This is a genomic window from Herbiconiux gentiana (assembly GCF_024978135.1).
Taxonomy (GTDB): Bacteria; Actinomycetota; Actinomycetes; order Actinomycetales; family Microbacteriaceae; genus Herbiconiux; species Herbiconiux gentiana.
The window spans coordinates 198553-221407 of record NZ_JANTEZ010000006.1 but is presented as its reverse complement, the minus strand read 5'-3'; the positions used below and the strand labels follow the sequence as shown (position 1 = coordinate 221407).

General features: G+C 73.0%; 23 protein-coding genes and 1 pseudogene. 11 read left to right on the top strand and 13 right to left on the bottom strand.

What is annotated here, in order from left to right:
• Window positions 1-50: 50 nt before the first annotated feature.
• The gene (locus NVV95_RS15590) at window positions 51-1496 is read left to right on the top strand and encodes an alpha-hydroxy acid oxidase (RefSeq protein WP_269909054.1); all 1446 of its coding nucleotides are present in this window, start codon (window positions 51-53) and stop codon (window positions 1494-1496) included.
• The gene (locus tag NVV95_RS15585) at window positions 1496-2623 is read left to right on the top strand and encodes a glycerate kinase (RefSeq protein WP_259487462.1); all 1128 of its coding nucleotides are present in this window, start codon (window positions 1496-1498) and stop codon (window positions 2621-2623) included. Before NVV95_RS15590 ends, NVV95_RS15585 begins: the two co-directional genes overlap by 1 nt.
• Window positions 2624-2715: 92 nt before the next feature.
• Here NVV95_RS15585 and NVV95_RS15580 read toward each other — a convergent pair whose 3' ends face one another.
• The 7 genes and pseudogenes from NVV95_RS15580 to NVV95_RS15550 all read right to left on the bottom strand — a co-directional run bounded on the left by NVV95_RS15580 (window position 2716) and on the right by NVV95_RS15550 (window position 12174).
• Entirely contained in the window at window positions 2716-3705 is a 990-nt protein-coding gene (locus NVV95_RS15580) for a carbohydrate kinase family protein (RefSeq protein ID WP_259487461.1), read from the bottom strand.
• Window positions 3706-3777: 72 nt separating this feature from the next.
• Complete coding sequence (locus NVV95_RS15575) at window positions 3778-4230, bottom strand: carboxymuconolactone decarboxylase family protein (RefSeq protein WP_259487460.1); 453 nt, start codon at window positions 4228-4230, stop codon at window positions 3778-3780.
• A 32-nt stretch (window positions 4231-4262) separates the two neighbouring features.
• Window positions 4263-5312 (bottom strand): agmatine deiminase family protein, encoded by a 1050-nt coding sequence (locus NVV95_RS15570; RefSeq protein ID WP_259487476.1) that lies wholly within the window; start codon window positions 5310-5312, stop codon window positions 4263-4265.
• A 59-nt stretch (window positions 5313-5371) separates the two neighbouring features.
• Complete coding sequence (locus NVV95_RS15565) at window positions 5372-8365, bottom strand: aminotransferase class III-fold pyridoxal phosphate-dependent enzyme (RefSeq protein ID WP_259487459.1); 2994 nt, start codon at window positions 8363-8365, stop codon at window positions 5372-5374.
• A gap of 570 nt (window positions 8366-8935) precedes the next feature.
• Window positions 8936-10612, bottom strand: a pseudogene (locus NVV95_RS15560) (amidase); the annotation flags it as partial.
• A gap of 54 nt (window positions 10613-10666) precedes the next feature.
• Window positions 10667-11362 carry a CoA transferase subunit B gene (locus tag NVV95_RS15555; protein WP_259487458.1) on the bottom strand — a complete coding sequence of 232 codons (696 nt, stop codon included), beginning with the start codon at window positions 11360-11362 and terminating at the stop codon, window positions 10667-10669.
• Window positions 11359-12174: a CoA transferase subunit A gene (locus NVV95_RS15550; protein ID WP_259487457.1), complete on the bottom strand. Its 816-nt coding sequence runs from the start codon at window positions 12172-12174 to the stop codon at window positions 11359-11361. The genes NVV95_RS15555 and NVV95_RS15550 overlap by 4 nt, the downstream gene beginning before the upstream one ends.
• A 154-nt stretch (window positions 12175-12328) precedes the next feature.
• On the opposite strand from NVV95_RS15550, the gene NVV95_RS15545 reads away from it, so the two are divergent.
• The 6 genes from NVV95_RS15545 (at window position 12329) to NVV95_RS15515 (ending at window position 15565) form a co-directional block, all read left to right on the top strand.
• Window positions 12329-13114, top strand: a complete 786-nt coding sequence (locus tag NVV95_RS15545; RefSeq protein WP_259487456.1) for an IclR family transcriptional regulator — start codon at window positions 12329-12331, stop codon at window positions 13112-13114.
• Between the two features lie 25 nt (window positions 13115-13139).
• Window positions 13140-13343, top strand: coding sequence for a hypothetical protein (locus NVV95_RS15540; RefSeq protein WP_259487455.1), 204 nt, complete (start codon window positions 13140-13142; stop codon window positions 13341-13343).
• A 112-nt stretch (window positions 13344-13455) separates the two neighbouring features.
• Entirely contained in the window at window positions 13456-13947 is a 492-nt protein-coding gene (locus NVV95_RS15535; protein ID WP_333474054.1) for a tetratricopeptide repeat protein, read from the top strand.
• 9 nt (window positions 13948-13956) lie between these two features.
• Window positions 13957-14346, top strand: a complete 390-nt coding sequence (locus NVV95_RS15530) for a VOC family protein (protein WP_259487453.1) — start codon at window positions 13957-13959, stop codon at window positions 14344-14346.
• The gene (locus NVV95_RS18430) at window positions 14343-14618 is read left to right on the top strand and encodes a DivIVA domain-containing protein (RefSeq protein ID WP_310796085.1); all 276 of its coding nucleotides are present in this window, start codon (window positions 14343-14345) and stop codon (window positions 14616-14618) included. The genes NVV95_RS15530 and NVV95_RS18430 overlap by 4 nt, the downstream gene beginning before the upstream one ends.
• 95 nt (window positions 14619-14713) lie before the next feature.
• On the top strand, window positions 14714-15565 hold the full coding sequence (locus tag NVV95_RS15515; RefSeq protein WP_259487452.1) for a DUF3097 domain-containing protein: 852 nt from the start codon (window positions 14714-14716) through the stop codon (window positions 15563-15565).
• A gap of 6 nt (window positions 15566-15571) precedes the next feature.
• Here NVV95_RS15515 and NVV95_RS15510 read toward each other — a convergent pair whose 3' ends face one another.
• From NVV95_RS15510 to NVV95_RS15500, 3 genes are all read right to left on the bottom strand, one after another.
• On the bottom strand, window positions 15572-16390 hold the full coding sequence (locus NVV95_RS15510) for a DUF1206 domain-containing protein (RefSeq protein ID WP_259487451.1): 819 nt from the start codon (window positions 16388-16390) through the stop codon (window positions 15572-15574).
• Window positions 16391-16467: 77 nt separating this feature from the next.
• A complete protein-coding gene (locus tag NVV95_RS15505) occupies window positions 16468-17238 on the bottom strand; it encodes a phosphatase PAP2 family protein (RefSeq protein WP_259487450.1) in 771 nt (256 codons plus the stop codon).
• A gap of 115 nt (window positions 17239-17353) precedes the next feature.
• Window positions 17354-18031, bottom strand: coding sequence for a GntR family transcriptional regulator (locus NVV95_RS15500; RefSeq protein WP_259487449.1), 678 nt, complete (start codon window positions 18029-18031; stop codon window positions 17354-17356).
• Window positions 18032-18163: 132 nt separating this feature from the next.
• Here NVV95_RS15500 and NVV95_RS15495 point away from each other — a divergent pair, with 132 nt between their 5' ends.
• Window positions 18164-19117, top strand: a complete 954-nt coding sequence (locus NVV95_RS15495) for an NADP-dependent oxidoreductase (RefSeq protein WP_259487448.1) — start codon at window positions 18164-18166, stop codon at window positions 19115-19117.
• A 46-nt stretch (window positions 19118-19163) separates the two neighbouring features.
• On the opposite strand, the gene NVV95_RS15490 is transcribed toward NVV95_RS15495, so the two are convergent.
• The 3 genes from NVV95_RS15490 to ddaH form a co-directional block, all read right to left on the bottom strand.
• Complete coding sequence (locus NVV95_RS15490) at window positions 19164-19514, bottom strand: helix-turn-helix domain-containing protein (protein ID WP_259487447.1); 351 nt, start codon at window positions 19512-19514, stop codon at window positions 19164-19166.
• A gap of 150 nt (window positions 19515-19664) precedes the next feature.
• Window positions 19665-20924 (bottom strand): ornithine--oxo-acid transaminase, encoded by a 1260-nt coding sequence (gene rocD, locus NVV95_RS15485; RefSeq protein WP_259487475.1) that lies wholly within the window; start codon window positions 20922-20924, stop codon window positions 19665-19667.
• Window positions 20925-20962: 38 nt separating this feature from the next.
• Window positions 20963-21829, bottom strand: a complete 867-nt coding sequence (gene ddaH / locus NVV95_RS15480; RefSeq protein WP_259487446.1) for a dimethylargininase — start codon at window positions 21827-21829, stop codon at window positions 20963-20965.
• Window positions 21830-22011: 182 nt separating this feature from the next.
• Between ddaH and NVV95_RS15475 the strand changes: the two genes are divergently transcribed.
• Together NVV95_RS15475 and NVV95_RS15470 are read left to right on the top strand one after the other, a co-directional pair.
• Window positions 22012-22440, top strand: coding sequence for an Lrp/AsnC family transcriptional regulator (locus tag NVV95_RS15475; RefSeq protein ID WP_173182027.1), 429 nt, complete (start codon window positions 22012-22014; stop codon window positions 22438-22440).
• A 4-nt stretch (window positions 22441-22444) separates the two neighbouring features.
• Complete coding sequence (locus NVV95_RS15470; protein ID WP_259487445.1) at window positions 22445-22831, top strand: GntR family transcriptional regulator; 387 nt, start codon at window positions 22445-22447, stop codon at window positions 22829-22831.
• Window positions 22832-22855: the final 24 nt, after the last annotated feature.

Here is a 22855-nt window from a genome sequence, read left to right as displayed (position 1 = left end):
ACTGACCACCGACCGCCGGCCCCAGGGCCGCCCCACCGAAGGAGCCATCCATGGTCCAGCGCCGCATCCCGAAGATCCGCGACCTCGCGCCACTCATGCAGTTCAAGGCCCCCGATCTGCAGGCGAAGCGCCGCCGGCTGAACGCCGCGCTGACGATCGACGACCTGCGCACCATCGCGAAGCGCCGCACCCCGAAGGCCGCCTTCGACTACACCGAGGGAGCCGCCGAGGCGGAGATCAGCCTGCAGCGGGCGCGTCAGGCGTTCCAGGACATCCAGTTCAACCCCGCGATCCTGCGCGACGTGTCGACGGTGTCGACCGGGTGGGACGTGCTGGGGGCGCCGGTGTCGCTGCCGTTCGGCATCGCGCCCACCGGCTTCACGCGCATGATGCAGACGGAGGGCGAGATCGCCGGCGCCGGCGCGGCGGGGGCGGCGGGCATCCCGTTCTCGCTGTCGACGATGGGCACGACCGCCATCGAGGACGTGAGGAAGGCGAACCCGACCGGGCGCAACTGGTTCCAGCTCTACATGTGGAAGGACCGGCCGCGCTCGATGGCGCTGGTCGAGCGCGCGGCGGCGGCCGGCTTCGACACGCTGCTCGTGACCGTCGACGTGCCGGTCGCGGGTGCGCGGCTGCGCGACAAGCGGAACGGCTTCTCGATCCCGCCGCAGCTGACGCCCGGCACCGTCATCAACGCCCTGCCGCGGCCTGAGTGGTGGATCAACTTCCTCACCACCGAGCCGCTCTCGTTCGCCTCGCTCGACCGCTGGTCGGGCACGGTCGGCGAGCTGCTCGACACCATGTTCGACCCGACGGTCACCTTCGAGGACCTCGAGTGGATCAAGGAGCAGTGGCCCGGCAAGATCGTCGTCAAGGGTGTGCAGAGCCTCGGCGACGCCCAGCGCCTGGCCGAGATCGGCGTCGACGGCATCACGCTGTCGAACCACGGTGGGCGCCAGCTCGACCGGGCGCCGATCCCGTTCCACCTGCTGCCCGACGTCGCCCGCGAGTTCGGCTCGGAGTACGAGGTGCACCTCGACACCGGCATCATGTCGGGCGCCGACATCGTGGCGTCGGTGGCGCTGGGGGCCCGCTTCACGATGGTCGGCCGCGCCTACCTCTACGGGCTGATGGCCGGCGGGCGCGAGGGCGTCGACCGGATGATCGGCATCCTCGGCGAGCAGATCTCGCGCACCATGCGGCTGCTGGGTGTGAACTCGCTCGAGGAGCTGAACCCGTCGCACGTGACGCAGCTCGAGCGGCTGGCGCCGCGGGCGGTGGCTCCGGCGGTCGCGGCGGCGGCCTCGGCGGCTCCGGCGCGGGCGCGGGCCGTTAAGGCGCGGGGCGGTTCGGCTGGGTCGGGGTCGGGCGGTTCGGCTGCTTCCGGTGGGTCGGCGGCCGCCTCGAAGCCCGCCACCTCGACGTCGAACACCGCGCGCAAGCCGGCCAAGCCCGTCACGGCGGCCGAGGCCGCGACCGGCGCCGACGCCTGATGAGCGGGGGCGGCCTGCGGGTCGTGATCGCTCCCGACTCCTTCAAGGGGTCGGCGAGCGCTGTCGCGGTCGCCTCCGCACTGGCGGCGGGCTGGCGCTCGGTGCGCCCCGCCGACGAGCTCGTGCTGCGCCCGATGGCCGACGGCGGTGAGGGCACGCTCGACGCCCTGGCGACCGCCTATCCGTCAGCCGAGCGGATGCCCGTCACCGTGCTCGGCCCCGCCGACGCCTCGGTGGCGGCGCACTGGCTCCTCGTCACGGCACCCGACGGCACCCGCACCGGCGTCGTCGAGCTCGCGGCCACGAGCGGGATCGAGCTGCTCACCGCACTCCGCCCCCTCGACGCCCACACCCTCGGCTTCGGCCAGGCGATCGCGGCCGCCCTCGACGCGGGCGTCGACCGGCTGGTGCTCGCCATCGGGGGCAGCGCCTCCACCGACGGCGGCGCCGGGCTGCTCACCGCGCTCGGCGCCCGGCTGACGGATGCCGCCGGCACCCCGGTCCCCTCCGGCGCCGCCGGCCTCGCGTCGCTCTCCCGCGCCGAGCTCTCGGGCCTGCGACCGCTCCCGCCCGGCGGTGCGGTGGTGCTGACCGACGTCACCTCGCCGCTGCTCGGCCCCGCCGGCGCGGTCGCGGTCTTCGGGCCCCAGAAGGGCCTCACACCGAGCACCTCCCCCGCCGTCGAGGCGTCGCTCGCGCACCTCGTCGAGCTCGTCGACGGCGGAGCGGGCCTCGCACTCGTGCCGGGCGCCGGGGCGGCGGGCGGTGCCGGGTTCGGGCTGCTCGCGTGGGGTGCGGTGCTGGAACCCGGCGCGGCCGCGGTCGCGCGTGAACTGGGTCTCGCCGACGCCCTGGTCGGCGCCGACGTCGTCGTCACCGGCGAGGGCCGCTTCGACGGGCAGTCAGAAGCCGGCAAGGTGCCCACGCACGTGCGGGAGCTCGCCGCGGCGGCCGGCGCCCGGCCCGCTCTCGTGGCCGGCGTGATCGACGCGGAGCCTGTGGGCTTCGCCGCATCCGCCGCCCTGGTCGACCCGCAGCTCGCGGGGAGCGCCGCCGCCTCGCTCGCCGACCCGCTGCGCTGGCTCACCGCGGCCGGCGCCCACCTCGCCCGCACCCTCGCGCCCTGACGGCGCCGACCCCGGGCTGACGGCGCCGACCCCGGGCCAGCCCGGGTCGGGTCGCGCTCGACCGGAGCGAGACCGGTCCGAGGCAGCCCGGGTCAGTCGGCGATGTCGGCGCGGGTGGGCGGGTTGGCGCCCGGGCGCGAGACCGTGATGGCGGCGCAGCGCACCGCGAAGTCGCCGATCAGGCCGAGGCGGATCGGGTCGAAGGCGTGGCCGTCGCGCAGCGATTCGAGGGGCACGCCCTCGTCGACGAGCCCGGCCAGGCGGTCGATCAGGGCGCTCATGAAGGAGTCGCCCGCGCCGATGGTGTCGGCGACCTCCACCGCCACTCCGGGCACCGGCCGGCGGTGCTCGGCGGTCGCGAGCAGCGCGCCGTCGCCGCCGCGGGTGACGGCGACCACGGCCGGGCCGAGCTCCAGGATGCGGTCGGCCGCCTCGTCGGGTCCCGCGCCCGGGTAGAGCCACTCGGCGTCCTCGTCGCTGAGCTTCAGCAGCGTGGTGAGCGCCGCGAGCTGCTCGAAGCGGGCGAGCACCGTCGCGTGGTCGGGCACGATCGAGGGGCGGATGTTCGGGTCGAAGGTGATCAGCGGCGGGGTCTCGCCCGCCGCCAACGCGGTGAGCAGCGCCGCCACTTCCGAGCCTCCTGGCTCGAGGAAGGCCGCGATCGAGCCGGCGTGCACGATGCCGGCGGCGGTCAGCGCGGGGTCGTCGGCCGCGAGACCCGCGGGCAGCGACCAGCGGAGGTCGAACGTGTAGGAGGCGGAGCCGTCCACACCGAGGTGGGCCGTCGCCGAGGAGGTGGGCTCGTCACGGATCGACCCGGGCGCGAGCGCCACCCCGGCGGAGCGGACGTGCTCCGCGATGGCGGCGCCCCGGTCATCCGTGCCGATCTCGGTGACGAGCGTCACCGGACGCCCCAGGCGGGCCAGCCCGAGCGCGATGTTCATGGGCGAGCCGCCCGGATGCTCGACCGGCTCGGCACCCGGCCGCTGCACCACGTCGACGAGCGCCTCGCCGATGGCCACGATCGTCGTCGAGCCCGGGATGGGCTCGGTGATCTGCGGGGCGGGGGTGTCGTCGCTCATGCCGGGCCTCTCTGCCAACCTCTGCCGTCGGCGACCGCGCGCGCCGAACGCCGCCAGTCTAGGGGGCGGGGGTCAGGAGACCGTGCCGCCGTCGTGCACCGTCACGGTCGGCTCGAGGCCGTCGGCGCCGACGACGCTCTTCCAGGCGTCGAAGCCGATCTGGAACGCCACGACACCGGCCTCGGGGAGGGAGATCTCGATGGCCTCGAGGATCTCCTGCGCGGTGAGGCCGAGGTCGAGCGCGACCCGGATGTGGCTCTCGATCTGCCCCTTAGGCGCCCTCAGCACCGTGAGGCTGACGATGAAGATGAGCTCCTTGGTGGCGCGGTCGAGCAGGCGCGGCTTGAGGTAGGCGGCGTTGACGAGCCCGTTGGTCGCTTGCAGCACCTCGAAGTCGTGCTTCGCCATGACCTTGTGGTAGTCGAGCACGTAGCCGCGGCTCGTCGCCATCTCATCGATGTAGGCCTGCGCGTCGGCGAACTGCGCCGCGTCGGTGCCGGCCTGGGCGTCGGGTGACTCGGTCATCTCGTCCTCCTGGTGTCGATCCGTCGCCTCCATCATCGCGGGTGGCGGGGGCTGGTGGCGGGCGCGGACAGCGCGGGCTGCTGCTGGGTGATGCAGTGGATGCCCCCGCCCCGCTCGAACAGCGGCCGCGCATCCACGGTCACCACCTCGCGCCCGGGGTACGCCTCGCCGAGGATGCCGCGGGCCCGGTCGTCGGCGGCGGTGTCGCCGAAGCTGCAGGCGACGACGCCGTCGTTCACGACGAGGTGGTTGACGTAGCTCCAATCGACGAAGCCGTGGTCGTCGCTGAGGGTCGAGGGGGCCGGGAGCGAGGTGATCGTCATCGGGCGGCCGAGCGCCTCGAAGGCCTCCTCGAACTCGCCGCGGATGAGCGCCGACACCTCGTGGTCGGGATGCGCCGCGTCCTGCTGGTCGTGCAGCAGGATGCGATCGGGCGCCGCGAAGGTCGCGACGATGTCGACGTGGCCGTTCGTGCCGAGCTCGTCGTAGTCGCGGGTGAGCCCCCGGGAGAGCCAGACGGCGTCGGTCGCCCCGATGGTGCGGGCCAGTTCGGCCTCGACGCGCGCGCGGTCGGCCAGCGGGTTGCGGCGGGGGTCGAGCTGCACGGTCTCGGTGAGTAGCACGGTGCCGGCGCCGTCGACGTGCAGTCCCCCGCCCTCGGCGACGAGCAGCGAGCTGATCACCTCGGCACCGGCGTGCCCGCCTGCGATCCGTCCGTGCTCGGCCGACTTCCGCCACTCGGACCACGCCGGGGCACCCCAGCCGTTGAAGATCCAGTCCACCGCACCGAGCACACCGGGGCGGTCGTCGTCGACGACGAAGGTCGGGCCCGTGTCGCGCATCCAGAACTCGTCGACGGGGGCCTCGACGATCTCGATCGACGGGTCGAGCATCCGGCGAGCGCGCGTCAGCTCGGACGGGTCGACGATCATCGTCACCGGCTCGAAGCGAAGCACGGCGTGGGCGACGGCCGTCCAGGTGGCGTAGCCCTCCTCCCGCGTCTGCGCATCGGCGCCGAGCGTGAAGCCCTCGCACGGGAAGGCCATCCACGTGCGCTCGTGGCGGTCGGTCTCTGCGGGCATCCGCCACATGAGGGCTCCTTCGGGGTTCGGGTGGGTGGTCGGCCGGTCGGCGATGGCCGTCACCACCCGGTGTCGAGCACCCGGCCGAGCGCGTCGACGAAGAAGTCGGCCGACTCCCGGGTGATCACCAGCGGCGGTTTGATCTTCAGCACGTTCTGAAAGTCGCCGGTGGGCTGCATGACGACCCCGAGCTCGAGCAGGCGGGCGCAGATCGCCGCGGTCTCCTCGGTCGCCGGCTCGAGGGTCGCGCGGTCGCGCACGAACTCGAGACCGAGGTACAGCCCCGACCCGTGCACCCGCCCCACGATCTCGTGCAGCTCGCCGAGAGCCTCGAGCCGGCGCTTCAGGTGGCCGCCGACGTCGCGGGCGTTGCCCGGCAGGTCGTCGCGCTCGATGACGTCGAGCACGGCCATCCCGATCACCGCGGAGACCGGCGAGCCACCCGTCGACGAGAAGAAGTACCCTCCCGTGCGGTAGCGATCGGCGATCTCGCGACTGGTGACGACGGCCCCCACCGGCTGGCCGCCGCCGATCGACTTGGCGATGGCCACGACGTCGGGCACCGCATCCTGCTGCTGGAAACCCCAGAACCACTCGCCCAGCCGGCCGAACCCGACCTGCACCTCGTCGCTGATCGCGATGCCGCCGTGGCGCCGCACGGCCGCGTAGACCTCGCGCAGGTAGCCGTCGGGCAGGGCGACACCGCCGGCGTTGCCGAAGTACGACTCGCTGATGAAGCCGGCGGGCGGGCGCCCCTCGGCCGCCAGCGCGTCGATCACCGCGACGGCCTCGGGCGCGTAGCGGGCGGCGTCGGCGCCACGGTGCTCGCCCCGGTAGTCGTTGGCCGCGGCGACCGTGTGCACCCACTCGGGCCGGGTCGACAGCGCGTTCGGGTTGTCGGCGATCGAGGTCGAGACGGCGTCGCTGGCGTAGGTCCAGCCGTGGTACGCCTCGCGCATGGCCACGATGTCGGGCCGGCCCGTCGAGGCCATCGCCAGCCGCACGGCCAGATCGGTGGCCTCGGAGCCGGAGTTGACGAAGAACACCGTGTCGAGCCCGTCGGGCAGCAGCGCCGCGAGCCGCTCGGCGAACTCGGCGATCGCCCCGTAGTGGAACCGCGAGTTCGTGTTGAGCAGGCGCAGCTGCCGGGTGGCCGCACCCACGACGTGCGGGTGGGCGTGCCCGACCGAGGCCACGTTGTTGACCATGTCGAGGTAGACCCGGCCGTCGACGTCGGCGAGGTGCTCGCGCCAGCCGCGCTCGATCTGCGGGGGCGTGGCGTAGTAGTGCTCCTGCACCTCGGCGAGGACGCGGTGGCGGCGCTCGAGCAGGTCGTGGGGTGGGGTTCCGGATGCTCGGCCCGCGTCTGCCGCGAGGGTGCCCTCCGCGCCGACGAGGCGCGACGGGCCGCTTACTGCCCCGGCGAGGGCCGACGGGTCGCCCTCCACGCCGATGACGGCCGACGGGTCGCCCTCCACGCCGATGACGGCCGACGGGTCGCCCTCCACGCGCCGCCAGGCCGACGCCAGCTCGGGTGTGACCCGGGCGGGCGGCACGGAGCCGCCGGTGCGGTGGCGCTGCACGAAGAGGCGGGTGCGGGCGGGCAGCTCGTGCCCGGTCGCGCCGGCCGGCAGCCCGGAGATGCGGACGGTCTCGTCGCCGGCGACCCACGTGAGCACGTCGGCGTCGACGGTCACCCGGCCGGCGCCCGGCGCGATCGGAGCCGGCGCGGCGAGCCACAGCGTCACCCCGGTCGGCACGGTCGCCGCGGTGTTCCGCGGGCCCGGCGTGGATCCGGTGAGCACCGGCCGCCAGGCGGGCAGCGTGACGATGCTCGCCCCTCGCTCCAGTGCCGTGGCCGCCGCGTCGTCGAGGGTGTGCGGCCTGAGCCAGGCGCCCTCGTCGTTGAGCGGCGAGACGGTTCCGGCGTCGAGCTCGACTCGCGGGCCCTCGGGGAGCGTCAGGGGGCCGGCCTCGAGGGGTCGCTCGGGACGGGCATCCGTCGCCCCCAGCGCGTCGCGGATCACCTCGGTCATGACCGCCACCGGCACGGCCGCCGCCGTCTCGAGCACACGGAACTCGCGGTCGAGCGCGACGCTCGCGTAGCTGTTCTGCTCGTCGAGCCGCACCTGAGAGCGGCCGCTCAGCACGAGCACCGCACCGCGCAGCACCACCAGCGGCCAGAGCGCGACGATCTCGGCGTCGTCGAGCGGACGCAGGGTGTGGAACGCCCGGACGGCGGGCAGCACGCTCGTCACGTCGGCGCCGTCGTGGTGCAGCACCGAGGACAGGGTGGTCGCGAGCTCGCCGACGCGCCACGACTCCGCGACGTCGCCGAAGTCGATCACGGCGTCGGGGAGGTGCCCGCCGACCGGCCTCAGCATGTTGTCGTCGGTGATGTCGAAGTGGCCGGCCTGCACGGGCAGCTCGGCCGAGACGGGGTCGAGCGTCTCGAGCGCGTCGCGCACGGCCCGTTCGACGAGCGCGCGCACCGCCGCGTCGGGCTCCCCGGGCAGCAGGGTGTCGATGACGCGCACGGCGTGCCGCAGGTTCCACTGCAGCACGCGACCGCTCGCAGGGTGGCGGAAGTCGGCCAGGGCGAGGCTGACCCGCGCCGAGAGCTCGCCCATCCGCTCCACCACGGCCGGGGAGAGGTAGTCGGAGCCCATCAGCGTGCGACCGGTGATGTTCGCGATCACCCGGGCGTGGATGCGGCCCTCCGAGGAGCTCCACCAGGCGGCCATCGGCCCGCGGGGGCCCTCGACGAGGAGCGGGATGCGCAGCCCGGGGTCGCGCTCGGCCACGACCGCGGCGGCGGCATCCTGCATCGCGATCTCGGCCTCGCTGAAGACCGGGTTGCTCAGCTTGAGCACCCCGAGAGGATCGTCGGAGCCGTGCGGGAAGACGCGGAAGTTCTGGTCCTGCTGGCTGCCGAGCGGACGCAGGTCGATCTCGAGGCCGAAGGAGTCGGCGAACAGGCGGCGCACCTCGTCGTCGCCGAGGGTCGGCGTGGGCAGTTCCCCCTGAGCGAAGTAGTCGAAGACCTCGGTCATCGGGGCGGCTCCTCGGATGGTCGGGTGCGGGGCGGTCGGGTGCGGGGCGGTCGGGTGCGGGGCGGTCGGGTGCGGGATGACGCGCGCGTGCGGTCGGCGCTCGGCGGCGGGGCGAACGGGTGCGGGGTCATTCGGTGCACTCGACAAGCATCACAGCGGCGACCCCGGTGTGGTGGCCACGGCGCCGGCGACGACACCGGCCGTGTCGCGGGCGACGACCACGACGAGCGGGCCGAACGGTCCGAACCACTCGCTGACGGGGGTCGAATAGGCGCCGGGTGCGGCCCGGTGCTCGCCGACGAGGATGGCGGTGGCTGTGGCGGTGGCGCTGGCGCTGGCGCTGGAGCTGTCACCGGCGCTGCCGCTGGCGGTGGCGCGGCGGACGGGGACGGCGACCCCGTCGACGTAGGCGGCCAGCTCGTCGGCCGCGCCGCCCTCCACGACCACCCGGAACCGCACCAGCGTGCCGTCGCCCTCGGCGTCGGCTTCGACTTCGGCGCTCACGTCCGCGACGCGCACCGTCAGCGACCCCTCCGCGACGGCACGCGTCGCCGCGAACGGCGCCTCGTCGGCGAGCGGCGGGGTGCGCGGCGGGGCGACACGACGGGGGCGCAGCACTTCGATGGCGGCCGCCAGACGCAGCAGCTGTGAGTCGCTGTAGGCCGGGCCGGCGATGGTGAGCCCGACGGGCATCCGCGTGTCTGACATGACGCCGAGGGGCACGGTCACCGTGGGGATGCCGAGGTGCCGGGGCACCAGGTTGCCGTTCGAGACCCACACGCCGTTGCGCCAGGCGATGTCGGCCGAGGCCTCGTTCACATCGGCGTCGGCCGGGCCGACATCGGCCGCGGCGGGGAAGACGACGGCGTCGAAGCCCTCGGCGGCGAGCCAGTCGTCGAAGTCGACCTGGCGGGTGTGCTCGAGCCCGCGGAGGCCCTCCTCGACACCGGGCGCGGCCGTCCAGTCGGTGCGACCTTCGGCCGCGGCGGCCACGTAGTCGGCGAGGTCGTAGGAGATGTCGAAGGGGAACCGCCCGTAGCGGTCGGGCAGAGCGCCCGGTGGCTCGGGGAAGATCCGGGCGGCGTCCACGTCGGCGAGGCGGTTCAGCGCCGGGTCGCCGTTCTGCCGCAGGAAGGTGTCGAACGCCGCAATCGCGAGCTGACCGACCTCGGCGTCGAGGAACTCCCGGGTCACGAAACCGCGATCGACGAAGTCACGGCTCCCGGCGTGCAGCTTCTCGTAGTTCTCGACCACGGGGAACGCCGTCTCGACGACCTCGGCGCCGGCCGCCTCGAGGTCGGCGCGCAGGGCCCGCCACAGCTCGATCACCGAGTCCCGCGTGCGGATCGGGAGGGCGCTCTCGGGATCGCCGTTGAGGTAAAGACGGGGCGCGGCCAGGCGGACCCCGGCCAGGGGCAGCTCGGGAAGCTCGGCGTAGGACTCCGGCCGCACCTCGGAGGGGCGCGGGAGCGCGACGAAGGGCTGCGTGCGCCAGAAGTCGCCCTCGGTCTCGGGGTCGTCGGCGACCACGACGTCGAGCACGTGCCGCAGGTCGTCGACACCGCGGGTGTGGGGCACGACGACGTCCATCGTCGGCACGAGCGGCCAGTTGCCGCGCACCGAGATGACCCCCCGCGACGGCGTGTAGGCGACGAGCGCGTTGTTCGACGCGGGCGCCCGACCCGACGACCAGGTCTCCTCGCCGAGCCCGAAGGCCGCGAAGGCCGCGGCCGTGGCGGTGCCCGAGCCGTTGGACGAGCCCGAGCCGAAGGCGGCGGTGAGGTAGTCGGGGTCGTACGGGGACTCGGCGCGGCCGTAGAGGCCCCGCTGCATGCCGCCGGCGGCCATCGGCGGCATGGTGGTGAGCCCCAGGAAGACGGCTCCGGCCTCGCGCAACCGGGCCACGGCGAAGGCGTCGTCGCCCGCGACCAGCTCGGCGAACGCGGGCGACCCGGCGGCGACGGTCAGGCCGCGCACGCAGTAGCTGTCCTTCGCCGTGAAGGGGATGCCGTCGAGCACGCCGATGGAGTCGCCGCGGGCACGCCGGGCGTCGGCGGCGCGGGCCTCCTCGAAGACGGCCGGGTTCAGCACGGGCACCGAATTGAGACGGATGCCCGACCGGTCGTAGGCGCCGATGCGGTTGAGGTATCGGGCGACGAGCTCGACGCTGCTCACCGAGCCGTCGGCGAGGGCGGCGTTCAGCGCGGCGATGTCGGCCTCGACGACGGTGACAAGAGGTGTGCCCATGAAGAGAACATACAGACCCGTCGTCGCCAGACCACCGCGCCCGCTGCGCTGCGCTCAGGGGACGCCGACGGACTCGTCGCGCCCTGCGCTCGTCGCGGTCGCGGTCACGGTCTCGTCGAGCTCGACGTCGAAGGCCGCCCCCGTCTTGGCCCGCACCTCGTCGACCGTCACACCCGGGGCGGTCGCCCGCAGCAGCAGCCCGCCGTTCTCGACGTCGAACACCGCGAGGTCGGTGATGATGCGGTCGACGACGCCCGCGCCGGTGAGCGGCAGCTCGCACTCGACGACGATCTTGGGCGAGCCGTCCTTCGCGACGTGATCGGTGGCGACGATCACCCGCGGGGTGCCCGCGACGAGGTCCATCGCACCGCCCATGCCCTTCACGAGTTTGCCCGGGATGGTCCAGTTGGCGAGGTCGCCGTTGCCCGCGACCTGAAGGGCACCGAGGATGGCCGTCGCCACGTGGCCGCCGCGGATCATCCCGAAGCTCGTCGCCGAGTCGAAGTAGCTGCCGCCCGGCAGCAGCGTGACCGTCTGTTTGCCGGCGTTGATGAGGTCGGCGTCCTCCTCGCCCTCGAACGGGAAGGGGCCCATGCCGAGCAGGCCGTTCTCGCTCTGCAGGGTGACCCGCACTCCCGGCGGCAGGTGGTTGGCGACGAGGGTGGGGATGCCGATGCCCAGGTTCACGTACTCGCCGTCGCGCAGCTCGGAGGCGGCGATGGCGGCCATCTGGTCACGGGTCCAGCTCATGATGCGGTCCTTTCGGCGTGGGCCGGTGCGGTCCTCGCGGTGGCGGATGCGGTCATTCCGGCGGCGGCGGATGCGATCCTCTCGGCGGCAGCGGATGCGGTCCCGGCCGCGGCGGTCGGGCGCGGCCGGACCGTGCGCTGCTCGATGTCCTTCACCCGCGGCTCCGCGGTCACCAGGCGCTGCACGAAGATGCCCGGGGTGACGATCGTGTCGGGGTCGAGGTAGTCGTCGACGACCTGCTCGGCCTCGGCGACGGTGAGCCGGCCCGCGGTCGCCACGAGCGGGTTGAAGTTGCGGGCCGTGTGCCGGTAGACGAGGTTGCCCTCGCGATCGGCGCGCCAGGCGTGCACGAGGGCGACGTCGGCGACGATGCCGCGCTCGAGCACGTAGGTCTCGCCGTCGAAGACCTCGAGCGGCTTGCCCTCGGCCACCGGGGTGCCGACGCCGGTTTTCGTGTAGAAGCCGGCGATACCTGCCCCACCGGCGCGGAGGCGCTCGGCGAGCGTGCCCTGCGGCGTGAACTCGACCTCGAGCTCGCCGCTGAGGTACTGCTCGGCGAACAGCTTGTTCTCGCCGACGTAGCTGGCGATCACCTTCCTGACCTGGCGGTTCTCGAGCAGCACCCCGAGACCCTTGCCGTCGACGCCCATGTTGTTGGACACGATCGTGAGGTCGCGGGCCCCGGTGTCTCGGAGCGCCTCGATCAGGTCGCTCGGATTGCCGCTCAGCCCGAACCCGCCGACGGCGATGGTCGCCCCGTCGACGACGGTCTCGGCCAGGGCCTCGGCGGCGGTCGACCACAGTTTGGACATCGTCACTCCCTCGTGAATGGGCGGTTCGCTGCGTGGACAGCGAATACCTCTTCGCCGACGCTAGGGCGACCGCCGTCGCGCGTCAAAGCCGGTGCCCGCAGTCTGAACACCGCCTCGCGCTATGCTCACGATGTGGACAATCGGACCCTCTCGCATGGCTGAGCCGGTGCGCGGAGCCCAGCTCGTCTCCCGGGTGGGCCGCATCCTGAAGGCCGTCGGCGAACACCCGGGCGGGCTCTCGACCGCCGCCGCCGCCCACGCCACCGGACTCACCCGCCCCACCACCCATCGGCTGCTCACCTCGCTCGCGATCGAGGGCTTCGTCGACCACGACAGCGCGAACGGCCGATGGTTCCTCGGCCCCGAGCTGTACCTGCTCGGCTCGCTGGCGGCCGACCGCTACGACATCACGGACGCGGCGCGCGAGAGCGTGCGCCTGCTCGCCCGCGAGACCGGCGAGAGCGCCTTCTTTTCCGCCCGGCGCGGCAGCGAGACGGTGTGCCTGCTGCGCGAGGAGGGCAGCTTCCCGGTGCGCTCGTTCGTGCTGCGCGAAGGGGTGCGGTTCCCGCTCGGGGTGGCGTCGGCGGGGCTCGCCATCCTGGCGTACCTGCCCGAGGAGGAGGTCGAGCGGCATCTGGCGAGCGCGGCGCTCGAGCGGCAGTGGGGGCCCCAGCATGCGACGGATGCTCTGCGAGCGCGCATCGCGGAGACACGCGAGACGGGGTACGCCGTCAATCCGGCGCTCATCCTCGAGGGCAGCTGGGGAATGGGGGCGGCCGTGTTCGACGCCGTGGGGCGGCCGCAGTGGGCGCTGAGTCTCACCGGAATCGAGCCGCGGTTCCGGCCGGAGCGCCGGCCCGAGCTCGGCCGGCTGCTGCTCGAGCAGGCGCACGAGGTGTCGAAGCGTCTCGGGGCGGGGCGTCCGGGGGCGGGGCGCTAGGTCCTGGCGTCGATAGCATCGGGGTGTGACCTTTCCCGTGCGCCTCGCTCTCGCCATCGTCGTCCTCGTGCTGGGGCTCGCGACCCTGACCGCCACGCTCATCCTCGGCCTTGAGAACGCGCCGTCGTGGCTGCATCTCGTCAACTGGGTGGGCGGCGGCATCTTCGGCCTCGGCATCGCTCTGCTCGTCAACGCGATCCGCTCCCGCTCCGTGCCGGCGGTGGGCTGACCCGGTGAGCGACGTCCCCGGCGCCGAGCTCGGTGCAGACCTCGAGACGCAACCCGAAGCGCAGCTCGACGCCCAGCTCGACCGGATCTTCGCCGCGCGGGACCGCGACGACATGGGGCCGAGCATCGCCGCCCTCCGGGTCGTGCACGCCGAGCATCCGCAGAACCCGCGCGTGCTCTACGAGCTGGGCGGGGCCTACGACACCGCCGGTGACGAGGCGACCGCCGCCGCGCTGTACGAGCACGCCATGTCGCTCGGGCTGGCCGGCGACCTGCGCCGCCGCTGCTTCCTGCAGTACGGCAGCACGCTCCGCAACCTCGGCCGGATCGAGGAGTCCCTGGCGACCTTCGACCGGGCCCGCGCGGAGTTCCCCGACTCCGTCGCGCTGCGGGTCTTCGAGTCGCTGACGCTGCATGCCGCCGGGCGGCCGGACGCGGCCCTCGCCGAGCTCCTCGAGGTCGTGGCCGACCACGTCGACTCCCCCGAGCTCGACCGGTACAAGCCCGCCATCCGCGGCAACGCCGCCTACCTCGCGTCCCTCGACATCCCTGACCGGGCCGACCCGACCCCGTCACCCCGCGCCGAGCCGGGAGCCCCCCGCTAGGCTCGCCGCATGGCAGCCCGCATCTCGCACACGACGATCGACAGTCGTGACGCCCTGGCCCAGTCCGTGTTCTGGAGCGCCGTGCTCGGTTTCGCCGAGGACCCCGACGACCCGAACGTGCCGGGCGACGAGGAGTGCATGATCTTCTCGCGCGACCGCACCCAGAAACTGCTCTTCATCGAGGTGCCCGAGGCCAAGCAGGTCAAGAACCGGCTGCACCTCGACCTCGAGCCCGAGGAGGGCACCCGCGACGACGAGCTCGAGCGGCTGCTGCAGCTCGGCGCCCGGCAGGTCGACGACCTGCGGCACCCCGACGGATCGGGCTGGGTCGTGCTGGCCGATCCCGAGGGCAACGAATTCTGCATCCTGCGCAACGATGCCGAGCGGAGCCGCGCATGAACGCCCGGGATGTGCAGGAGAAGACGTTCGCCGGGACCAAGTGGCGTGAGGGGTACGACATCGAGGAGGTCGACGCGATGCTCGCTCGGGTCGCCGAGACGTTGACGGCGTACGAGGAGGGCCGGGCCGCTCCGGGTCAGGTGCTCACCGGCGACGAGGTGGTGCACCAGCGCTTCTCTCAGACGAAGTTCCGCGCGGGGTACGACCAGGACCAGGTCGACGACTTCCTCGACCGGGTCGCCGTCGCCCTGCGCGAGCTCGAGGGCCGCTGAGAGCCGAGCGGCCGCGACAGCGACACCGACCCCGACGCCGGCGGCGCGCTGGGCGGATGCGCGGCGGCGGCCGGGCGGGCACGTAGCCTTGGTCGGTGCCCGCCGACTACGACCGCTACGGATCCGACGTTCTCGCCGACTACAAGCGCCGCGCCAAGCCCGTCGCCCTGCCGAAGGTGCCCGCCGAGTTCGACCTGGTCGTGGAGGAGGTCGCCTCCGACTTCTGCGGGAGCGTGACCCGCGTCGAGGGTCACGCCGTCGAGCTGGAGGACCGGCACGGCAAGCGTCGGATGTTCCCCCTCGGCGCCGGGTTCCTGCTCGAGGGGCGGGCGATCGAGCTGGTGCATCCGGGAGTGACGAGCCGAGCATCCGCCCCGAAGCGCACCGCCTCGGGCAGCATGGCCGGGCCGGAGGAGCGCGCGCGGGTGGCGCGGCCGAGCCGCATCTACGTCGAGGGGCGGCATGACGCCGAGCTCGTGGAGAAGGTGTGGGGCGACGACCTGCGCGGCGAGGGCGTCGTGGTCGAGTACCTCGAGGGCGTCGACGACCTCGACGCGATCGTGCGCGAGTTCGCGCCGAGCCGCGAGCGGCGCATCGGGGTGCTGGTCGACCACCTCGTCGAGGGTTCGAAGGAGAGCCGCATCGCGTCGGCGGTGCAGCGCGGGCCGTTCGGGGCGCACGTGCTGGTGGTCGGGCATCCGTTCGTCGACATCTGGCAGTCGGTGACGCCCAAGGCGATGGGCATCAGGGCGTGGCCGACGGTGCCGCGGTCGATCGAGTGGAAGCACGGCATCTGCGAGGCCTTCGGCTGGCCGCACGCGTCGCAGGCCGACATCGCGCGGGCCTGGAAGCGCATCCTGTCGCGGGTGTCGACCTACACCGACCTCGAGCCGGTGCTGCTCGGCCGCGTCGAGCAGCTGATCGACTTCGTCACCGAACCGCAGTAGCGACGCTCAGAGGCGGGCGTAGCGCGCCCGCACGAAGGTGTACACGCCGTAGGCGATCAGCCCCGCGCCCACCGCCACGAGGATGACCACCCCGAACGGCAGCGACGCCAGCGACTTCAGCGCCCCGTCGAGGCCCGTCGAGCTGCTCGGGTCGACCGTCACGGCGGCGACGACGATCAGCACGCCCATCACGAACACCGCGACGCCCTTCGCCACGTAGCCGACGACTCCGAGCACCCGCACGGCCCTCCCGGCGGTGCCCGAGGGCATGCGCAGGTCCTCCTCGAACTTGCGGGTCACACCCTTGAACACGAAGTAACCGCCGATGCCGGCTGCGGCGACACCCACCACGCCGAGCAGCAGCGGCCCACCGGGCAGGGCCAGGATGCTCGCGCTCGCCTGCTTCGTCGAATCGCTGTTGCTCGTCGAACCGCCCTGCGCGAACGTCAGCGCGGTCACCCCCAGCGCGATGTACGCGACGGCCTTGCCGGCGGGGATGAGGCTGCGCACCCAGCGCTTGTCGGAGGTCGAGCCGATGCCGAGCACGGCCTGCACGATCAGCCAGAGCCCGAGGGCGAACAGCCCGACCACGACGACCCAGATCACGATGGTGCCGCCCGGCAGCTTGGTGATCTCGGCCATGGCGCCCGACTGGTCGGACGACTCCCCGCCCTGATTCAGCGCCACGCGGATCGCGAGGTAGCCGAGCAGCAGGTGCACCAGGGCGCTGGCCGCGAAGCCGACACGCGCGAGGATCTGCAGGGCCCGGCTGTTGCCGGCGCTCGAGGCGGCGCGGCGGGCGGTGGTGCTGGCTCGAGAGCTCATGAGCTGGTGCCTTTCGGGTGACGGGACGGATTCGAAGGGGACGTGGGCCGGTTCGAAGGGGATGTGGGCGGGTCGGATCAGGTGCCGTCGCGCTGCGGCTGCGAGGCCGGCCCGGTGACGGGCTCGCCCGAGACGCGCACGGTGCGGCGGGTGTCGACGGCGATGATCACCCCGAGGATGACGAGGGAGAGCGCGACCGAGGCCGTCGTGTCGCTGATCCAGTGGTAGCCGAGGTAGAGCCGGCTGACGATCTGGGCCGCGATGGCCACGATCGCCACCGTGAACGCCGCGATCGCGAACCAGCGACGCTGAAGCCGACTCGCCAGCAGGTAGGAGGTGATCAGCAGGAAGTCGCAGGTGCCGAGCACATGCCCCGACGGGAACGAGAACGACCGGTCGGGCCCCATCAGCATCTCGCCGATCGGGGGCCGCGGGTGCTGCACGATCGGCGCGATCACCTGCGCGAGCACCACCCCGGTGACCATCCCGATCGCGAGCAGGAACGGCCGCCAGAGGTGCCGCGCGGCGACGATCCACCCGATCAGCACCACGAGGATGATGATCGGCAGCGCCACCGGACCGAACACCACGGCCAGCACCACCATGAACGACGTGGTCGACGGCCGCACCGTCGACTCGAACCAGTCCTCGACCGGGGCGTCGAGCCGCTCGAACCCGGTGTGGGTCACGACCCCGACCAGCAGGGCCACGAAGGCGATGAGCCCCACGACGATCAGCACCGCCGACGTCAGGTACAGCCGCCGCCGGGTCGCGGCCGGGAGGTAGCGCTCCTCGACGACGAACTTCTCGTTCCAGGCCGCCAGCCGCCCCGACTTGAGCGTCGTCATGGCACCGCCCTCTCGCTGATCCACCGCTTCGGCCGAATCAGCCTCGAGTCCTGCCTACCACTCTTCGGTCAACGGCGGTTGACCCATTTCGATGCCGAGAGAAGCGGATGCGCGGTCAGTCGTCGCCGAGGAGGATGGCGGCCGCGGCGATCATCTCGAGCATCCGCTCTCTCATGTGACCGATGTGCTTCTTCACCGCCGGCTCGATGGCCGCGTAGTCGTGGGCGACGATGGCCTGGTAGAGCTCGTCGTACTCCTCGGCGCAGGAGAGCAGCCGGCTCTGCAGCGAGGCGGCCCGCAGCCAGAAGCGCTGGATGCGTCGGCGCGTCTCGCGCACCGTCTCGGCCACCAGCACGTTGCCCGCCAGCGCATTCGCCTTGCGGTGGAACAGCTGGTCGGCGAGCGCCCACGAGGCACGATCGTCGTTCGCGGCCGCCCGGTACATGTCGTCGACGTAGCCCTTGAGGGCGGCGGCGCCCTCGTCGGTGAGCGTCGAGGAGGCCTTGCGGGCGATGTAGGTGTCGAGCACCTCGAGCAGGTCGCAGGCGTCGTTCACCTCGGTAGCGGTGAGCTGGGAGACCGTGAAGCGCGCGTTGTCGGTGCGCTTGACGAGCCCCTCCTTCTCGAGCCGCTGCAGCGCCTCGCGCACCGGGGTGCGGCTGATGCCGAGCTGGTTCGCGAGGCGGTTCTCCGACAGCGGGGAGCCCGACCGCAGCCGGAACCCCGTGATCTCGGCGAGCAGCCACTCGTACGCGTCGTCGACGCGGCTGCCCGTCTCGGTGCCCGTGGCCATCCATCACCTGCCTTCCGCTCGATTCTACCCGCGCGGCGAGGGCCCCGGCCCGGTTCCCGCGGTTCGCATGCGGTGACGGATGCGGCACTGAATTCACAGGGGGATCGTCCGCGCCGGGTCCAGGATGGGGGGATGGCCCAGCAGATCCAGTACCGCACCCTCGGCGGGCCCGAGGTGCTCGAGTTCGTGACAGTTCCCCAGCCGACGCCGCCGAGCGACGGCGTCGTGGTCGAGACGAGAGCGATCGGCGTCAACCCGATTGACGTCAAGCTGCGATCGGGGCTGCGGCCGAGCCCGCCGATCACCGAGCCGCGGGTGCCGGGGTCGGATGCGGCCGGCATCGTCGTGGCGGTCGCCGACTCCGCGCCCGGCTCGTGGGCCGTCGGCGACGAGGTCATCGTGCAGGGGGCGTCCGGCGCGTACCGCACGCACCTGCCGGCCTCGGCCTCGCAGGTGGTCGCCAAGCCCGCGGCGGTGTCGTGGAACGCGGCCGCCGGCATCGGCGTGCCGGCCGGCACGGCCTATCAGGCGCTGCGCTCGCTCGGGGTCGCGGCGGGGCAGACGCTGCTCGTGCACGGCGGCTCGGGTGCGGTCGGCCAGGCGGCCATCCAGTTCGCCCGCGTCTGGGGTGCGACCGTGGTCGCCACGGCGAGCGCCCGCAACCTCGACCGTGTGCGGTCGCTCGGCGCGATCGCGGTCGAGTACGGCGACGGGCTGCTCGCGCGCGTTCAGGCCGCAGCGCCGAACGGGATCGATCGCGTGCTCGACGCCGCGGGCACCGACGAGGCGCTCGAGGTCTCGTTCGCCCTGGTCGAGCGCCGCTCCGACATCGGAACGATCGTCGTCGGCGCGAAGTCCGACGAGCTGGGCATCCGGGCCTGGGCGGGCGGCAGCCCGCATCCGCTCACCGCCGAGGAGCAGGCCTGGCGCCGGGAGGCCTACGGCGTGGCCGCCGACCTCATCGCGGCCGGCCGCTTCGAGGTGGAGATCGCGGGAGTTTGGCCGCTCGCCGAGGCGGCCGCGGCGCAGGAGGCCCTCGCGGCGGGTGGGCTGCGTGGCAAGGTCATCCTCGACCCGCGCGCCTGACCGCGGGCTGGCCGGCGCGCCGTCGGGCCGTCACGCCATCACACCATCACGCCGCGAGCAGCAGAGCGGTTCGGGTCTCGGCCGGATCGCCTGCGGCAGCTCGTTCCAGGGCGGCGCGACCATCGAGGTGCAGCACCGTCACTCCCGGGCGCGCCAGGCGGCTGTCGTCCTCAGCGGCGAGAACCGCCGCCGATTCCGTGAGCAGTTCCCCCGCCGTGACGTCGAGCACCCGGCACAGCACGGCCACGATCTCCGACGATGCCTCCTTGCGCCCCCGCTCGATCTCGGACAGGTAGGGCAGCGACACCCGCGACTCGTCGGCCAGGCGCCGCAGCGTCAGTCCGCGCTCGAGCCGCAGTCGGCGGAGGACGTGCCCGATCGCGTGGCGCAGCAGCATGACGTCAGGCTAGGCCGTGAGGGGCTCGCCGCGCATCCGCCCGCCCCGCCCTTCTGCTCACAGCAGAACCGGGTCGCGCAAAAGCCCCCTCGACCTCTTGGCAAGCGGACTTTGCGCGACCCGGTGGGGCCGAGCGGATGCTCGGGGGCGCTACGCGCGGGTCGCGGCGAGGGTGGACGCCGGGGCGCGGAGCGACGCGAGCACCTCGGCGAGCTGGTCGACGGCCCAGTCGAGCTCGTGCTGCTCGACCACGATCGGGGGCGCGAGGCGGATCGTCGAGCCGTGCGTGTCCTTCGCCAGCACTCCGCGCTCCATGAGCAGCTCGCAGACCGCGCGGCCCATGGCCAGCTCGGGGTCGATGTCGATGCCGGCCCAGAGCCCGGCCCCGCGCACGGTGACGACACCCTGGCCGACGAGCTCCTCGAGCCGGAGGCGCAGGTGCTCGCCGAGGCGGGCGGCGCGCTCCTGGTACTCGCCGGTCGCGAGCATCCGCACCACGGCGAGACCGACGGCCGCCGCCAGCGGGTTGCCGCCGAAGGTCGAGCCGTGCTCGCCCGGGTGCAGCACGCCGAGCACCTCGCGGTTCGCGACGACCGCCGAGACGGGCACGATGCCGCCGCCGAGGGCCTTGCCGAGCAGGTAGACGTCGGGCACGACACCCACGAGGTCGCAGGCGAAGGTGGCTCCGGTGCGGCCGAGGCCCGACTGGATCTCGTCGGCGATGAACAGCACCTCGTGCTCGGTGCACAGCTCGCGCACGCGCGGCAGGTACTCGGCCGGCGGCACGATGATGCCCGCCTCACCCTGGATGGGCTCGAGCAGCACGGCCACGGTGTCGGGGTGCGCGGCCAGGGCGTCGGCCAGAGCATCCGCATCGCCGTAGGGAACACGCACGAAGCCGGGGGTGAACGGGCCGAAGCCGTCGCGGGCGGAGGCGTCGTCGCTGAAGCTGATGATCGTCGTGGTGCGGCCGTGGAAGTTGCCGTCGGCGACGATGATCGTCGCCCGGCCCTCGGGCACGCCCTTCACGCGGTAACCCCAGGCGCGGGCGACCTTGATGCCCGACTCGACGGCTTCGGCGCCGGTGTTCATGGGGAGCACCATGTCCTTGCCGGCGAGGGCCGCGAGCTCCTCGACGAAGGGGCCGAGGCGGTCGGAGTGGAACGCCCGGCTGGTGAGGGTGACGCGGTCGAGCTGCTCCTTGGCGGCGTCGACGAGCAGCGGATGCCCGTGCCCGAAGTTCACCGCCGAGTACGCCGCGAGGCAGTCGAGGTAGCGGCGGCCCTCGACGTCGGTGACCCAGGCGCCGTCGCCCGTGGCGACCACGATGGGGAGGGGGTGGTAGTTGTGGGCGGCGTGCTGCTCGACCTGGCGGATGGCCTCGGCGGCGGCCGTGCCGGGCACGGCCATGCCGGGGGCGGCGGTGCCGGTCGCCTGCTCGGCGGCGCTCATGCGCGCAGCTCCAGGGTGCAGCACTTCACGCCGCCGCCGCCGAGCAGCAGCTCGGACAGGTCGACGCCGATCGGGTTGTAGCCGCGCTCGCGCAGCTGCTTCTCGAATCCGGTCGCGCGCCGGGCGATCACGACGTTCAGGCCGTCGGAGATGGAGTTCAGGCCGAGCACCGACCCGTCCTCCTCGGAGACCAGGATCGCATCCGGATACAGCCGCTCGAGCGTCGCGCGGCTGGCGTCGTCGAAGGCGCTCGGCAGGTAGGCGATGTTGGCGGTGACGTCGTCGGTGAGGGGGTCGAGCACCGAGATCGCGGTGTCGAGGTGGTAGAAGTTCGGGTTCACGAGGGTGAGGGTGACGACCTCGCGGCCGAACAGCTCGGCGACCTCCTCGTGGCTGCGGGTGGCGCTGCGGAAGCCGGTGCCCGCGAGGATGCGCGAGCCGACGAGCAGGAAGTCGCCCTCGCCCTCGTTGACGTTCTGCGGGTCGACCACGCGGTAGCCGCGCTGCTCGAACCAGCGCATGAAGGCGGGGCCCTCGGGCTGGCGCTGCTCGTGCGTGAAGCTCGCACCGTAGGCGATGCCGTCGATGACGAAGCCGCCGTTGGCCGTGTAGACCATGTCGGGCAGGCCCTCGATCTGGTCGATCAGCTCGACGGTGTGGCCGAGACCCACGTAGGTGTCGTAGAGGGTCTGCCACTGGCGCACGGCGAGCGAGGTGTCGGTGGGGACGGCCGGGTCCATCCAGGGGTTGATGCGGTACGCGACCGTGAAGTGGTCGGGGCGGCACATCAGGTAGTGGCGGGGGCTCGCGGTGCGGGCCTCGGTCGCGGGCTGATGGGTCTCTTCGAGCGTGGGCGTCGACATACGTTCTCCTACAGGGTGAAGTGCGAGAGGCGGATGGCGGACCAGCGTGCTGTCCTGAGGCCCCGACCGGGGCACGCCGCTCCCAGTGTCGCACGCACGATCCGACGGATGCCGCGCATCCTGCTCGCGTTTCGTGCGCCTTGCGCGGCTTCACGCACGTTTCTGCCGTAAGATCGTCGATCATGGACGCTCTGGACCACCGCATCATCGACCTGCTCAAGATCAATTCCCGGAGTGGCTACGGCGACATCGGGCAGGTCGTCGGCCTCTCGGCCTCGGCGGTCAAGCGGCGCATCGACCGGCTCGTGGCCGACAACGTGATCACGGGCTTCACCATCCAGCTCAACCCCGCGCTCGACGGCACGGTCACCGAGGCCTACGTCGAATTGTTCTGCCGGGGCACGGTGGCGCCCGCCGAGCTGAAGCGCATCCTCTCGGGGGTGCCCGAGGTCGTCGACGCCGGCACCGTCACGGGCAGCGCCGACGCGATCGTGCACATCCGCTCGCGCGACATCCCCAGCCTCGAAGACGCGCTCGAGCGGGTGCGCATCGCCCCGAACGTCGACCACACGCGCAGCGCGATCGTGCTGTCGAACCTGATCAGGCGGTGAACGGATGCCCGACGCGACCTCTCCCGGCTTCACACCCTCGATCGACCCGGCGTCGTCGGTGCCGCCGTTCGAGCAGCTGCGAACGGGCATCCGCGACGCCATCGTGAACGGCTCGCTCGCGGCCGGGGCCCGGCTGCCGACGGTGCGCACGCTCGCGGCCTCGACCGGGGTCGCGGTCAACACCGTGGCACGGGCGTACCGCGAGCTCGAGGCGGATGCGCTGATCGAGACGCGGGGGCGGCTCGGGTCGTTCGTGGCGGCCACCGGGTCGCCGGTGCAGCGCGAGATGCAGGCGGCGGCGCGGGCCTACGCCGACCGGGCGGCGGCCCTCGGGGTGGCGCCGGACGAGGCGGCGGCGCTGGTCGCGGCGGCGCTCGGCCTGCGCCCCTGAGTAGTGGTTTCTTCCCGGGCCGAT